Raw genomic sequence first — 14,969 nt, forward strand, 5'->3', positions numbered from 1 at the left:
CCAGAAGCGAATACTTTAATGATATTCCTGAGGAAAGGTGTATATTTTCATTGATATGTAAATATGCACCTTTTCTATTGTATATGCACTTGAATAAAGGCAAGATATAAAATGAATTTGAGTTTCTATAATGTATACATAGGAAGCCACCCTTTTAAAAAGGAAGTGATTTATCATACAAATTCAAGCTGTGAAAATACCAAAGAATATTGAATATCATTTGTTAAAGCAACTTAGTAACTTGATTTCAAATGAGAAGAGAGAACGAATGAAGCGTTTATTAAATTCATGCGATATTAATAGGACACTGATAGGAGATTTACTAATCCGATCTCTAATCTGCCAAAAGTATAAAATTAATAATGAAGAAATTAGATTTATATATAATGAGTATGGAAAACCTTTTGTTGAAAATTTTTCTGACTTTCATTTTAATGTGTCACATTCGGGAGAATGGGTGGTTTGTGCTACTGCTAATTTTAATGTGGGTATTGATATAGAAAAAGTTTCAGAAATAGAGGCTCTTAAATTAGCAAATGAATTTTTTTCAGAGGAAGAATTTTATGATATATATAATATGAATTCTGATGAACAAATTAATTATTTTTATGATTTATGGACATTAAAAGAAAGTTATATAAAAACGATTGGAAAAGGGCTTTATATCCCGTTAAATTCATTCGCTATAAAAAAAGAGTCACGAACTTTAATTTCATATAAGAATATACCTCAAAACTTTTACTTTAGACAATATAACATTGAGCCAAATTATAAGATATCTGCTTGTGCAACAAGGGATGAATTTCCGCAGGAGATAATAATTAAAGACATTTATACAATTTGCCAAAATATAAACAAATTTTAAAGTAAGGAGAAAATCAATGCAGAAGACTAAACTTTTTTGCTTTCCACATGCTGGGGGATCTGCGTTTAGTTACGCAAAATGGAAAAATTACTTTAATCCATATATTGAAGTAGTCCCAATAGAGTTAGCTGGTAGAGGATATAGAATTGAAGAAAGCTTGTACCAAAGTATGGAAGAGGCCGTAAATGATGTCTACACTAGTATAGTTAAGCAGATAGATCATTCACCCTATATTCTATACGGGCATAGCATGGGAAGTTTGATCGCCTATGAAGTAGCCAGAAAAATACAGGATTCTAAAAACGTATTGCCTGAATTTCTTGTTTTGTCCGGTAGAAATCATCCAGATAGTAAAATAAAAAACATCCGACATAATCTTTCTAATGAACAATTTAAAAGAGAAGTTATTGCGATGGGAGGTACACCATCTGGGGTACTTCAATCAGAAGAATTAATGGAGATTTTTCTTCCTATTCTAAGAGCAGATTTTAAAATTGTCGAGACATATATTCATGACAATAATATACAAGCATGTGATATTGATTTTCTTATATTTAATGGGGAAAATGATGAATTTACTACATTTGATCAAGTAATAAAATGGGAGCAATACACAAGTAAAATGTGTACTTTTCATTCTTTTGAAGGTAATCATTTCTTTCTAAATGAAAATATTGAAGAAATAGCAAAGAGTATTATAAGAAAGTTAGATTCTAAAAGATTTTCAACTAGTTTTTAGAGGTTTTCTAAGTATACTCATGGCTGAGAAACAAAAATATTAAAGATGAAAAATACAGGCTCTGTTTAAACATCATTGAATAGAGGTATAGAAGCCTCAACGAAATGTTCAAAGGTGGGTAATGATGGAATTCTAAGCAATATATATAAATTAATTTTAATTTAGGTAAGCTTTATTTGTAGGTGAAGTTTTCTTTTTTTATTTTATTTCTTAGTTGATAGAGAGTATTGTTTCGAGAAGAGAGAAAGAACGGAGCGTCAATTTTCCGTCTAGCTCTATAACATTCTGGGAGGATGTTACGTTGATAATTGATTTAATTGTCGCCAATTTAGTAATACCTGGCTTGTGGTCTTATCCCTGTCAAGTAGACAGTATGAAAAAGACTAAGCAGCCATCGAGATTCGATATTCTATCGGAGCTCGATGGTTGAGTCGTTTTTGGAACCGTTTATAGTTATAAAAGTAAATATATTCTTCAATTGCTTGTATTAAATCTTCTTCTGTTTTAAAATGATTCAAATACAACATCTCCGATTTAAAATGGGAGAAAAATGACTCGATACAGGCATTATCATGGCAGTTTCCTTTGCGAGAGTGGCTGCCAATGATACCTAAACCTAAAAGTCGTTTGTTGTAGGCGTGAGATGTGTACTGGAATCCCTGATCTGAATGGAGAATGGTTCCACGCACATCTCTTTTTTGTGCCAACATTTCTATTGTATCTAATACAAGTTCATTATCATTGCGCTTGGATATTTTCCAAGAAACAACTTCGTTATTATAAATATCTTGTACAACAGAAAGATATCGAAATCCCCCTTGGAATCGTAGGTAAGTAATATCTGTAACAAGTGCTTCATTTTGTTGGCGCCCTTTGAATTCAAGGTTTAAAACATTCGGAAAAATATTGGAATAGTTCCCTTTAAAGAAGCGACGCTTCTTTCGAATAATAGACTGAATGTTGAGCTCGCTCATTAAACGATATACCTTTTTGTGATTTAGAAAATATCCCTCTTCTTGTAAAGCGATTTTCATACGTGGATAACCATATTCCTTGTGCTTTACATGAATAGATTGTATTACTTTTTTTAATTGTTTCTCAGATTCTAGTCGCATGTTTTTCATACTTTTTGTATGAATCCACTTATAGTAACTTGAACGATGTACACCAGCAAATTTCGTAAGCCATATAACTGGATATTTTCCCTTTAATAATTCAATGATATGATATCGCACTGTATATTTTAGTACGCCCCCATTTACAGATTTGGATACTGCTTTTTTAAATATTCAACCTGTGCCTTATAGTAGTCACGTTCCTCTTCAATAGTCTTAAAATGAACACGTTTCCCTTTTAGAGGATTTGATATACCTTTCATTCCACCATTTTTTCCACGAGTATCTGTAACTTCACCAAATTCTTTATATTTTTTCACCCAATTTTTAAGTTGTGTAGAGCTTCTAATCTGATATTTTTCCTTTATCATATTGTAACTTCCTTCTCCGTTTAAATAACTTTGAACAGCTGATAACTTTAATTCTTCTGAATATGTATTAAATGTTGAACCTTTTTTAGTCATAAAAAATCCCCTCCAAGTAATAGTGTAACATCCATGTATGTACATGGTCTTTTACACTGTCTACCTAAAGGGGATAATATCAATTGTCAGTCCTTTTTGTATGTTAAATAAGTAATAGCTGAGGATGTAATGAGAAGAAAAAGAACTCTATAGGGTTCTTTTTCAAGGCATATTAACTGTAAGGAGAATCATGAAATACTACTTCAAATCTTTATTAGGGAAAGATTTTGAAAAAGCTTAACATACATCTATTTTCACATAAATGTAATATATAGTAAATTGATAATATTTATACTTACTATTACTAATATTCAATTAAGATAGTTAACACTGTTCGTATAGTGTTAATGAACGTTTAGTGCAGTATACATTTAGAAATTTAATATTAGATTTCATTTGTTAAAAAAGCTTATAGATAAATCATTTCAAATTCTAACCACATTTAAACGATTTTAATTGAAATTGGGTGTAAATCAAAATACTATAAAAAAGACACTACAAGAGTGTCTTTTTTTGGAAAATACTCTATAATTAACTTTGGGGAAGGTAATGTTAGAGTATTCGTTTAGCATTATCTTTATATTTGATAAACCATGAAATTGAGAGATTTTGTGGTTTATTTTTTTGAGCAATAGATATACAGTATTGGCAATGCGCTATTGATCATTATAAGCATTTGAAGAGGTAGGATTAAAAGTCTAACATCGAATAACGGTTCCGGAATATAGCGTTACGAAATGATCTCCCATATCCCAAACGGTACTTGCCTGTATATAGCCCTTAAAGCCTTCTGAAGAATAATAAATTTCTTTTGGTATACTTTCTTTAGATTGGAAATGTGCTTTAGAGTACTTTACATAATGGTTTTTAATAATTTTTGATTCAGGAACAATAGTGTTTTTTCGTTCCAGTGATTGTGTAACACTAGAATATGGTACAAATTTGACAGTGTCTTGGTAATTACGATCTAAGGTGTCAGCTTGTACACTGCGTGACGAAACAAAGATGCTTAGACTACTTCCCGCAATTAATGTTGCAAATACTAACTTTGAGAATTTTGTTAATCTACTCATTTTATAATCTCCTTTTCATTATTTTGTAAGGTATCCCCTTACACCTCACAGTCTATATCCACTACATAAGGGTGTACATACAAATTGATAGACAAAATTCTACAAAATACCTCATGTTTTTGGGTTTGTGTATAATAATCCAATGTTTAATAATATATCAGAAGTAAAAAGATAGGTCTTATATAAAAGAAAATGAATAATTTATGCAGAGCTTGTATATAAAATTATTGTTTAAATATTCTAAAATTAGTTGATAAAGATATTGGAATTGTTTTAGAAAACAAATGATTTCATAGGTGAAATTTGGGGAAAATATTCTCTTTTTGAGTTTAAATATAAGGGCATTCACATTCGTGGATTCAAAATGTAAAATAACTAAAGAATTAAGTACAAGCACACATTTTAAATAAAAAAAGTGAGAAAAATGATAAACATTCTTCTCACTTTCATCAATTAGGGTGGCATATACATAAATATGCGTTTAAGAGGATTTTTGGATGAAAAATCCACATGCATAGTATAACAAAATATTTAAGGCTCTTCGCATGTAATATTGCATATGAAGAGTTGGTAGATATAATAGTTAGCCTATTTCTATTATTTAACGGATTTTCCGAAAGAATTTTCCTTCTTTAAGCAAGTGCAGGGCGATAGGTGGGAGATGAATTTTGGTTTAGCGTAACCAAAAAGAACAGTTCATATTTTGGTATTTAAAAACCCTCCATTTGGAGGGCTTTTAAATATACCTACATTAAATTTGTTGTGGTGAACCACCATAATCGCCAACACTATATGAAGGAGCAGGATAATGTCCATGAGTAGCAAACTGATCTGTTTTAGAAAACTGAGAAATTCCCACCGTTAACGCCCCAATGAAAGCAAAGCCAGATAATAATAAGCTAATTTTTTTCATTATTTTAACACTCCTTTTTCGATTGATTTTCGTCTTGCTTGATAACAAATATGGAAATAGTCACTTACCTTTTTGTGGTTCTCTAATTGTCTACATTTTGTAGCAAATAATTCAGCGTATTCGACAACATATTCCCATAACTCTTCTTTCTCAAAGTATAAGATTCCTTCTTGAATGATTGTTTCTAATTCTTCCAATGGAATATTTTCGTTTAATCTTTTTAAAATAAGGAAGTGATGTATATATTCTTCGTTATGAATTCCTCTGCAGATCTGTAATCCCTTATCAATGAGTTTGCTAGCTGTTGATTGTTCTCCTAGTTTATAATGTTCCTTAGCTTGTAGGAAGATAGCCTTAAAGTGTGTAGGGATTTTATCTGTTACTTCTGAAAGATGACGAATAGCTAAAGTAGACATGCTTTGATCAGAATATAGCCACCCGATAGTACTTCTTACATATAACAAGGAATCTTCTTCCTTATTCTTTTTTAGTAAATCGATTGCAGAATTTAGATATTCTTCTGCTTGTTCGTATTGCTTTAAATAGATACAGCAGCCACCTAACAAGCTATTACAAAAGGCTGTTTTTACTTCATAACCTTCATACTTTGAAAAGATTGCTCTCGATTTATTTGCGTATTCAATTGAAGAAAGCATATTGTAAGTATGATGATAAAAAGTAGCAATTCTATAGTAGAATTCAGCATGTTCAATTTCATCTGGTATATCTACTAATATCATTTCTGCCAGTTTATAATGTTCTTTAGCTTCAGTATAATTTGTTATAAAAGTAGCGTGAATGGATTTGAAAAAGTGATAATAGAAGCGTAGAAATTGGCCTGTAGGCATATCATAATCGCTAATAGTATCAAAAATATTTTGTTGAATACCAAGGCTATCTGTTAAGACCGTGTAACGAAATTCAAGTAGTGAGTAATATAGTAACAAATTTTGATCCTGACGTTCTTGATTCGACTCAATGCTTAACTTATTAATTTTTTCATCAATTTTCTTTTTTAGATTAGTAGCTTTTATAACTTGTTGAGATAGCATAGATCGATACCAGTCGTTCAATAGAGAGGTTAATTGTTCATTTCCCTTTACTGAAACACTCATTATATACTCCCCCATCCTATAGAAATATCCTAATCCAATTTAATTGTAACTATCATAGCAAAATAGAAGGGAAAATGGAGTAATTTTACATTTTTTCAAGAAGATTCAGAAAACAATCAATTATTGTCGAATATACTTATAATTTAAGTTATCTGTTCGGTATATGTCATCAATCTAATGTGTTTAATGTTCATAATAATCAATCTTTTGTTTATGCACAGTATTCTATTAATTATTTTTTCTTTATTATTTTAGCCAAGAAGACTCCTTCCTCAAGGAACGTGAAGTGCGTAGGTGGGAGATGAATTGGCTACGGAAAAGGGATGGCAGGAAGCCATCTTATTTGTTCGACATACATAAACTGTTACTTCACTACCTATCGAATGTATGTTTGGTACATAATAGATATATATCGAAATGGAGGTGAAAGGAATGATGATCAATAAAGCATATAAATTTCGTATCTATCCAAATAAAGCACAAGCGAGCCTAATCAATAAAACGATTGGTTGTTCTCGTTTTGTATTCAATCATTTCCTATCTCTATGGGATAACGCATACAAAGAAACAGGAAAAGGTTTGACATATGGTACATGCTCTGCCAAACTTCCTGTCATGAAGAAAGAGTTTGTTTGGTTAAAAGAAGTAGATAGCATTGCTATTCAGTCTTCTGTTCGCAACCTTGCGGATGCTTATACACGTTTTTTCAAAAAACAAAACAGTGCCCCGCGTTTTAAATCTAAGAAGAATACTGTACAATTTTACACCACAAAACAAACAAATGAAAACATTGCCGTTGTAGGAAACAAAATTAAATTGCCGAAACTAGGTCTTGTTCGATTTGCTAAAAGTCGTGAAATAAATGGACGTATTTTAAATGCGACGATTAGACGGAACCCTTCTGGCAGATACCTTGTGTCATTGTTAGTAGAAACAGAAGTGCAAGAACTTCCGAAAACTCATTCTTACATTGGAATTGATGTAGGACTAAAAGATTTTTCCATTTTGTCAGATGGAACAACCTATAAAAATCCGAAGTTTTTTCGATCATTAGAAGAGAAGTTGGCCAAAGCACAGCGTGTTCTTTCTAGAAGAACGAAAGGATCTTCTCGCTGGAATAAACAACGAATAAAGGTTGCTAGAATTCATGAATACATGACAAACGCTAGAAAAGATTACTTGGACAAAATCTCAACTGAAATCATCAAAAACCACGATGTTATCGGTATAGAAGATTTGCAAGTATCGAATATGTTAAAGAATCATAAGTTAGCAAAAGCGATTAGTGAGGTATCATGGTCACAGTTTCGAACCATGTTGGAATATAAAGCAACATGGTACGGCAAACAAGTCATTGTCGTATCGAAAACATTTGCTTCAAGCCAATTATGTTCTTGTTGTGGATATCAAAACGAAGACGTTAAAAATCTAAACCTACGTAAATGGGATTGCCCTTCTTGTAGTACACATCATTAACGCAAGTATCAATTTAAAGAATGAAGCGATAAGGCTTCTAACCGCAAGGACTGCGGAGATAGCCTAATAAATTAGAGTTCGATAGAACTCTTTACTTAGGAATCCCCTACTTCTAAACGAAGTGAAAGTGGGGGTAGTTCAAGGGCACTTAGTAGATCAGACAGAACGAGCGCCAATTGATTACTTACAATACATTGATGAGCAAGGATTAATTCCGGTAATAGATGGCATGATTCAATTTGATCAAGACCGTAAAAGGGTATCGAATAATATTGAAGCAGCGAAAGAGAAGATGAAGAGTAAGAAACGTAAAATCTTAAAGGCTTAATAGATAGCGGAACAATACGCAATAGTGTGGTGGGGGCTATGTTAATGCGCGATGTTCCCTTATTTAACAATGAGATAGTGAAATTTCACGTACTTCATGTGAATGTAATTCGTGAATACGCAAGGGTAAATAGTGATTTATTTTAAAAAAATTGTAAGGGGGTGATTGGTTACCAAATAATTGTAGTTCATCTTGAATCTAAAGATTCATAAAAAACGTCATCCTGTCTAATATAGCTTGTTTAGAAAATAACGTTTTTTACACTTGGGGGTATTTCAAGATTTTAAATTGATGGGCATGTGACGGTGCCCCATGCTCACCAAGCTAGTTGGTGTATGTTAAGTAAACCTTATGGATTTGTATATCTCATCCATCCACTTTCAGATTGTTTCGCTTTATACTTCCCATAAGACAGAAGCTTCATTGCCGAGCGATTGGCCGCGTGAAAAACCAAGTTCAGCTTCCATTCTTCCTCCATTTCACTGGGATAGGTGGTGGATTCATAAACATAATAACCCGCCATGATACAGGGGACTACTTGCTCCGGTTCAAATCCATAAGCAGTTGCATCATCCACAACCAAATCAATGAGGCATCGGTTTCCATCTTTAACTTTTTTCTGGAGTAATTTTTTTACCGATCCTGGTACTAATTCTAATATTTTATCCTTCATGTCAGTCACCTCATCTTTTATCATGTCCAGATAGCCTGGGGATATGTGTCAAACAGAATGAAATTCCAACCGTAATTGCACAGGTTTAACAAGATCTTAAGGACTATATCACCCTAAAAGGGAAAATAGCTTTAAATCCAAGAAATCTGGTGATACAGGAAGAAACGTATTCGTTCATTTTGCAGTCGATTGGAACGAAAGAATTCAAATGTAGGAAAACGTGTCGTGTCTAAAATGGACAACCTATGTTTTTATGATTCTCCATATTGGCAGGATAATAATGTTGTAGGCATCTGTAGATGCAGGATTAAGATTTACTATAGACGCAAAAGTAACTGTCAATGGATCCACAATATAAAATACACAACAGCAATGGCAAAACTAAAAGGCATGGGCCCGGTACAATACGAGGGCACTGAAAAACTTCATCTGGTTCCACTTAGCGAGGTATTCGACGATTCAATCGTCGAATACCTCGCCTTTTTAATTTATAATAGAGTGACTAGATGCAGGTGGTGTTCCCAATGATTTCAAACCAAGAGACTTTCAACTTAAGTCCATATATGGCCATTTACGATATTGTCGTGCCAAAAGATAATATGCTTCGTCAAATTAACGAACTAGTGGATTTCTCATTCATTTTAGAGGAATTGAAAACAAAATATTGTTTAGACAATGGAAGAAATGCGATTCCTCCGATTCGAATGTTTAAGTACTTATTGTTAAAAGCCATTTTTGATGTATCTGATGTAGACCTTGTCGAACGTTCAAAATATGACATGTCTTTCAAGTATTTTTTAGGTATGGCACCAGAAGATGACGTGATTGATTCAAGCTCACTCACAAAATTCCGCAGACTTCGTCTTCAAGACGTAAGTTTATTAGATATGCTCATTGGAAAAACAGTTGAAATCGCACTCGAAAAGAACATTATCAAAAGTAAAACAATCATTGTGGACGTAACACATACCAAAGCACGTTATAACCAAAAATCACCGAAAGAATTTTTACAAGAGAAATCAAAACATACCCGCAAAGCAGTGTATCAATTTGATAAATCCATGAAAGAAAAATTTCCAAAGAAGAATACTTCTAACGAAGTAAAAGATGAATTAGCTTACTGTGAAAAATTGATTGCCATTATTGAAAACAAACCACAAATCGCTCATCTACCAGCTGTAAAGGAAAAATTGAACGTGTTAAAAGAAGCTGTAGAAGATACGCAAGAACATCTAAATTATTCAACAGACACCGATGCACGAGTAGGACATAAAACAGCAGACAGTTCTTTCTTTGGTTATAAAACACATTTAGCAATTAGTGATGAACGTATTATTACGGCAGCAGTCGTTACAACAGGTGAAAAATCAGATGGACATTACCTACAAGAACTGATTGAAAAAAGTAAAGTAACAGGAATGGAAGTTGAAACAGTCATCGCTGACACGGCTTATTCAGGGAAAAACAATTTACTTTATACAAAAGAACAAAGCATTCAACTGATTTCTAAGTTAAATCCAATGATTACTCAAAATGGGCGAGCAAACGGAAAAGGATTTGACTTTAATAAAGATGCAGGTTTATTTGTATGTCCAGCAGGACATTTAGCAAAAAGAAAAAGTAAAAAAACAGATTCACATCCAGGAGCAAGTGCAAGAATGGTTTATTTTTTTGACGTTGAAAAATGTAAGGTCTGTCCACTCCGAGAAGGATGTTTTAAAGAAGGCGCAAAAACTAAAACCTATTCTGTTGCCATTAAATCAGAGGAACATTTAGACCAACAAGCTTTTCAAGAAACAGAAGAATTTAAACGCTTAGCTCGAGAACGCTATAAAATCGAAGCAAAAAATAGTGAGTTAAAAAATAAACACGGGTACGATCAAGCATCGGCTGCGGATTCATTTGGCATGCAAATTCAAGGAGCAACGACGATATTCGCTGTCAATCTAAAAAGAATCTTGAAGCTTCTGAATGAAAAAGGGTAATAAATAGGCAAAAAATCAGGGCGTTTCCTGTTCAAAATTGAACAAGAAACGCCCTATCTTTCTCTAAAACGAATTTATTTATAAAAAACGCAAGTTTTTCAGTGCCCTCGTACAATACCGGACCCATGCCCAAGAAGCTGCCTAATGAAATAACGTGTCTAACTTTTAGAGGTCACTTTGTGGCCATAAAACAAAGTTTGATAATTTAGAAAAAAGTTTGATCAAAAATCCTGTGTTAATGTGCAGGTTTTTTTCTTGTTCCACAATCGGGCGTAATTATTGAGCAACACAAGTAGAAAATGATTAAACTGTTTATAAAAATTATTCACTAGCAACACAATTTAGTAACGATAATGAAAGCTCAAATTCCAACATTATCCTCTTTACGTTTACAAATAACTGAGTTTGAACGGGATATCCCTCAGGTGAAAAACGTAGGGTCATTTGGACAAATTTACCGTGGTCGTATAGCAAAAATGAATGGATGGTATTAGAAACAATTGAGCAACAGATGAATGGAAATTGGACATAATAAAGTTTGATCAAAATCTTGTAGTGAAAATGCAGGATTTTTCTTTTTGAGCTAATGGGGAAGTTTAGTTAAAGAAGAAATCAAATAGCATAAGCCTACAAAAAAGAAAGCAAACTAAAATCAAGGGTGTCGATAACGAAAAGATACTACTTCGCTATCTGTATATGGTGTATGTATAATTGTTGGCATCTTTGAAGGAATAACTAAATTTAAACTACAAGGGTGGTGAAAGAATGGCTAAAAATAAAAAAAATCAATTTAAGAATAATAAAAACGTTCTCCCAAAAGCAGATGCAGAACTTGCTGGAGAAAATGGACTTGAAAAGATAGCATTAAGAGCTCAAAAAAATCAAAATAAGTAAACAATAATGGACATAGACCTGTCCATTTGTTCCTTGAAATTAACCTGATGTTTTTTAGGAATACTAAAAGTAGATCGTCATAAGGTGATCTCTTATGTTACATCCACAATATCCCTTTGTTAGAGGCTGGAAAAATGGCTTTTTTACAGAGACAGTAAATAAGTATGTTCATATCACAGCTATAAAGGCTGGCAAGCACCTAGTGTTATTTTAGTGTTAGATTCTCCATCAACACGTCATTTAAATGATGTAATCGTTTCCCAGACAGCTAATCCAAAACAAATAAAAAATTCGTTATTTATTAGTATGTCACGTGTAAAGGGGAAAGCCTCAACTGGGGAGTATTCCATTGTTTGCTTAAATTACTTACAAGAATATAATCATTTAAAATCAATTTTTAATTCATCCTTTGATGATGAATTAAACTTACCATTTTAGTAGGGCTAAACATAGGAGAGACATCACTCCTAAAGCAGTTTAAGAAAAAAACTCTCTTAGACATATCATAGTGAACCGTACCAGAACTATCAGCAAACCAAAATAAAAATCCAGCTAGATGATAATCATCTAGCCGGATTAATTCAGTTTTTTCCATTGGATGTCCACTGGATACCTGATTTTTCATATATACGGGTTAGCGACTGATTATATTTTTCGTTTTTTTATTTATATCGTCAATAGATTTGGAAAATTTATTACCACTGCTTACATCCTTGTTTTTTATAGTTAATTTAGAATACTCAGCAGCTTCAATTAATTTGTTGAAAATTTCAAGTAATAATGCTTGAGGTTCGTTCATATTTGGATTGAATTTTTTCTTTGAAATCTCACTAATAATTTTTTGAATATTGTCTTCCTTGTTTTCTATCTTGATCAAAAATTGTTCTTTTTCTGCAGGGTTTGAATCCCTTTGTTATAGCTGTCTATTAATTCATTCATAAGTGGATAAATGTTCTTGTATTTTTCATTAAACCAATTCGCATCATTAATAATTTCTATTGTATTAGTATCTGACGCCTTAGTTACTTTTCTTATAATTGTATGGTTGTCTTGATAAATGATGTATCCACCCAAGACTGCAAGGGTAACTGTAATAGGAACGAGATAATTTGTTGCAATATTTCTTGATTTTGTGTGATTTATTAATAAGGTAGATAGAAAAAAACCTGTAATCAAGCCTCCAAAATGCGCGGGTATACTAATATTTTCCCCAGTAAAAGTATAAATCACATTTATTGCTGTTACGACAAAAATATACTTTTTTGTCGTGTTATCAATATATGCATTTTTTTTATAAATTAAAGCTAAAAATGTTCCTAGCATACCATAACCTGCACCAGAAGCAGGGAAAGAATTAGCTCCACAAGTTTTCACATCAGCTAAATATGGCTTTACGTACCTCTACGAACCTCTACGAACCGACTAGTGGTAAATATGTTACTACTAATTTTTACAGTTCAATAGTATAGCAATGTGAAAAGAGCACACAGCAAATGTGTACTCTTGACAGGAGTGATTTTATGAGTAATATCTCATAAAAATCTAAACACGTTTACTAAGTAGGGAAGCCTGATTAATTTTACTACTTATCAAATTTAAATTATTTTATGGACCATGATATATCATCAATGGCTTTATAAATATAACTATACATGCGGTAAAAGAGATACTTTGGATTGTATTTTTGTTTCCATTTCATAAAAATCACCTCCCATACAAATAGTTTAATTATATTATACAGTTGTTAATTTGAATGTTAAGAAAATTCAATTTGAATTAAGGTGAATTTAAACAAAATAGTTATTTTAATTAAAAAGCAGTTAGCTTTTTCTAGCTGCTTCACTCCTTGGGAGTTCTCGTTATGTAATTTAGATAAAGATACTAGCTATTAAAAATATAGCTCCTATCAAAATTAGAGAATCAAATAAAATCAAGAACTGGTTTTTCTGTGGCTTTCGAAATTCCTTTATTAAGCTAAAAACTGCACTCATTCCGAAACAGATGTATAACAAAATCATTATTGTTTCTGACACACTTAACACTCCTAATATATTGATAACTTAATTATATAACGAAAAACATATGCATGTAAGTTTTTAACAAAATCCTTATTTGAATAGAATGCGGACAGCTGAAACGTTTAGTGGATATACTCAGCATTTCTGCCGGTTCCAATAATTTAAACTTACTATTTTTTATTTTTCCGCTTTCTATCAAAAATAGAGACAACGATTATTAATAGAACAAGGCAAGACCAAATTGTATCTGACATATAGAGTCCTCCTTTAAATATGTTCATGTTGAAAAAAAGAGTGCCATGTAAAGGCTCTCTTTGTACAGTGATTTATCTATCTTCGTGATTTTCGAAAAGGGACGAAAGATGTTATTCCAATTATGAAACCAGACATTAGGCTCCAAAAGAAGTAACCCCATCTATCGGTTACAAGCGAAACAATAAAAAAGTATAACGAAACTAAAATTATAACGATTAAAGATATCCTTTGACGTTTGGTCATATAAACACGCTCCCTTATAGGCATTTGGTAGTGTATTAATATTTACAATTTAGTGGCTTTGAAAGTTCATTATTTTTACCGGAAATTTTATTTTGTAGAAAAGGGGAAGTGGAATGACATACCTGCAGCAGATAAACGAAATTGCTAGTAAGTTACCTTTCACAGTGGTCATGGGTATTCATAAAAGGAGTGGAGATTGGTTTGCAAGTGGTGGTAGTGGGGATGAAAACGATCCATATATTACAACAATTGAGATACGCTGAACGAGTTTTAGAAAAACAAAGAGCAGCTAGCAAAAGCTAACTGTTCGGCTGGTTCTCCAAGGGGGAACAAGGAGAAAGTAACTTAATGGGTTGTCTACAGTATTGACGGAATATTGAGATTTATTCGTGAGGAAATACGTTTAACTTAATGCATAGCCCACAATCAAAGTTAGTGTTAAAAACACTGATAATAAAAGTGTTAGTAGAACTGTTACTATGCTTCTAAGCATTGAAATCCAATTATCTACTTTAGAGAATCCTTTAATACCAGCAAAAAAAGTTCCTATTGAAAAAATGAGTACAAAAAATAAAGGGTGAAAATAAACGACGTTTACAAAAGATGCATTCATTTCAGGTGTGCATACTTCAAGATATAAAAGAAAAAAAGCAATGCAAACGAATGAAAAAATAAAGGACCATAGATTTATATTATGCTTCATAGGTTGCTCCTTTGTTATCGAAATATTTCTATTAAATTTTAATGGAAAATATAAGAAAAAGATAGTGGTTATAAATTAGAATGAATTTTTTAACAAAATAATCCTTTGTG

The 14,969-nt window shown here is 32.2% G+C and carries 14 protein-coding genes and 3 pseudogenes; 8 read left to right on the forward strand and 9 right to left on the reverse strand.

Annotated features, from left to right (window positions below; translation table 11 throughout):
• The first annotated feature begins 268 nt into the window (after positions 1-268).
• Positions 269-865: a 4'-phosphopantetheinyl transferase superfamily protein gene (locus U860_RS0105545; protein WP_025147704.1), complete on the forward strand. Its 597-nt coding sequence runs from the start codon at positions 269-271 to the stop codon at positions 863-865.
• Positions 866-881: 16 nt separating this feature from the next.
• Positions 882-1,604: a thioesterase domain-containing protein gene (locus tag U860_RS0105550; protein WP_025147705.1), complete on the forward strand. Its 723-nt coding sequence runs from the start codon at positions 882-884 to the stop codon at positions 1,602-1,604.
• A 383-nt stretch (positions 1,605-1,987) separates the two neighbouring features.
• Here U860_RS0105550 and U860_RS0105555 read toward each other — a convergent pair whose 3' ends face one another.
• The 5 genes from U860_RS0105555 to U860_RS0105575 form a co-directional block, all read right to left on the reverse strand.
• Positions 1,988-2,839 (reverse strand): IS3 family transposase, encoded by an 852-nt coding sequence (locus U860_RS0105555; RefSeq protein WP_240184455.1) that lies wholly within the window; start codon positions 2,837-2,839, stop codon positions 1,988-1,990.
• A 23-nt stretch (positions 2,840-2,862) separates the two neighbouring features.
• Complete coding sequence (locus tag U860_RS0105560) at positions 2,863-3,183, reverse strand: helix-turn-helix domain-containing protein (RefSeq protein WP_025147707.1); 321 nt, start codon at positions 3,181-3,183, stop codon at positions 2,863-2,865.
• Between the two features lie 698 nt (positions 3,184-3,881).
• A complete protein-coding gene (locus U860_RS0105565; protein WP_025147708.1) occupies positions 3,882-4,256 on the reverse strand; it encodes a hypothetical protein in 375 nt (124 codons plus the stop codon).
• 751 nt (positions 4,257-5,007) lie between these two features.
• Positions 5,008-5,169 carry a hypothetical protein gene (locus U860_RS35765; protein WP_025147709.1) on the reverse strand — a complete coding sequence of 54 codons (162 nt, stop codon included), beginning with the start codon at positions 5,167-5,169 and terminating at the stop codon, positions 5,008-5,010.
• Positions 5,169-6,284, reverse strand: coding sequence for a tetratricopeptide repeat protein (locus tag U860_RS0105575; protein WP_025147710.1), 1,116 nt, complete (start codon positions 6,282-6,284; stop codon positions 5,169-5,171). The genes U860_RS35765 and U860_RS0105575 overlap by 1 nt, the downstream gene beginning before the upstream one ends.
• Positions 6,285-6,716: 432 nt before the next feature.
• Between U860_RS0105575 and tnpB the strand changes: the two are divergent.
• Positions 6,717-7,827 (forward strand): annotated as a pseudogene (gene tnpB / locus U860_RS31215) (IS200/IS605 family element RNA-guided endonuclease TnpB).
• A gap of 75 nt (positions 7,828-7,902) precedes the next feature.
• Positions 7,903-8,088 (forward strand): annotated as a pseudogene (locus U860_RS0105585) (recombinase RecU); the annotation flags it as partial.
• A 349-nt stretch (positions 8,089-8,437) separates the two neighbouring features.
• Here the strand turns inward: U860_RS0105585 and U860_RS0105595 are convergent.
• Positions 8,438-8,761, reverse strand: coding sequence for a hypothetical protein (locus U860_RS0105595; protein ID WP_002116589.1), 324 nt, complete (start codon positions 8,759-8,761; stop codon positions 8,438-8,440).
• 201 nt (positions 8,762-8,962) lie between these two features.
• Here U860_RS0105595 and U860_RS35770 point away from each other — a divergent pair.
• From U860_RS35770 to U860_RS36785, 3 genes and pseudogenes are all read left to right on the forward strand, one after another.
• A pseudogene (locus tag U860_RS35770) lies at positions 8,963-9,180 on the forward strand (hypothetical protein); the annotation flags it as partial.
• Between the two features lie 105 nt (positions 9,181-9,285).
• Entirely contained in the window at positions 9,286-10,746 is a 1,461-nt protein-coding gene (locus tag U860_RS0105605; protein WP_025147713.1) for an IS1182 family transposase, read from the forward strand.
• A 765-nt stretch (positions 10,747-11,511) separates the two neighbouring features.
• On the forward strand, positions 11,512-11,640 hold the full coding sequence (locus tag U860_RS36785) for a hypothetical protein (RefSeq protein ID WP_275887045.1): 129 nt from the start codon (positions 11,512-11,514) through the stop codon (positions 11,638-11,640).
• A gap of 634 nt (positions 11,641-12,274) precedes the next feature.
• Here the strand turns inward: U860_RS36785 and U860_RS0105625 are convergent.
• Positions 12,275-12,517, reverse strand: a complete 243-nt coding sequence (locus tag U860_RS0105625) for a hypothetical protein (RefSeq protein WP_025147715.1) — start codon at positions 12,515-12,517, stop codon at positions 12,275-12,277.
• The gene (locus tag U860_RS0105630) at positions 12,514-13,014 is read right to left on the reverse strand and encodes a rhomboid family intramembrane serine protease (protein WP_025147716.1); all 501 of its coding nucleotides are present in this window, start codon (positions 13,012-13,014) and stop codon (positions 12,514-12,516) included. Before U860_RS0105630 ends, U860_RS0105625 begins: the two co-directional genes overlap by 4 nt.
• A 1,255-nt stretch (positions 13,015-14,269) precedes the next feature.
• Between U860_RS0105630 and U860_RS31220 the strand changes: the two genes are divergently transcribed.
• Positions 14,270-14,419 carry a DUF6877 family protein gene (locus tag U860_RS31220; protein WP_327915599.1) on the forward strand — a complete coding sequence of 50 codons (150 nt, stop codon included), beginning with the start codon at positions 14,270-14,272 and terminating at the stop codon, positions 14,417-14,419.
• A 140-nt stretch (positions 14,420-14,559) separates the two neighbouring features.
• Here the strand turns inward: U860_RS31220 and U860_RS36275 are convergent, their stop codons facing one another.
• On the reverse strand, positions 14,560-14,859 hold the full coding sequence (locus U860_RS36275; protein WP_025147717.1) for a hypothetical protein: 300 nt from the start codon (positions 14,857-14,859) through the stop codon (positions 14,560-14,562).
• Positions 14,860-14,969 lie beyond the last annotated feature (110 nt).

It is taken from the genome of Bacillus sp. H1a (genome assembly GCF_000633475.1).
GTDB classification, from domain to species: Bacteria; Bacillota; Bacilli; order Bacillales; family Bacillaceae_G; genus Bacillus_A; species Bacillus_A paramycoides.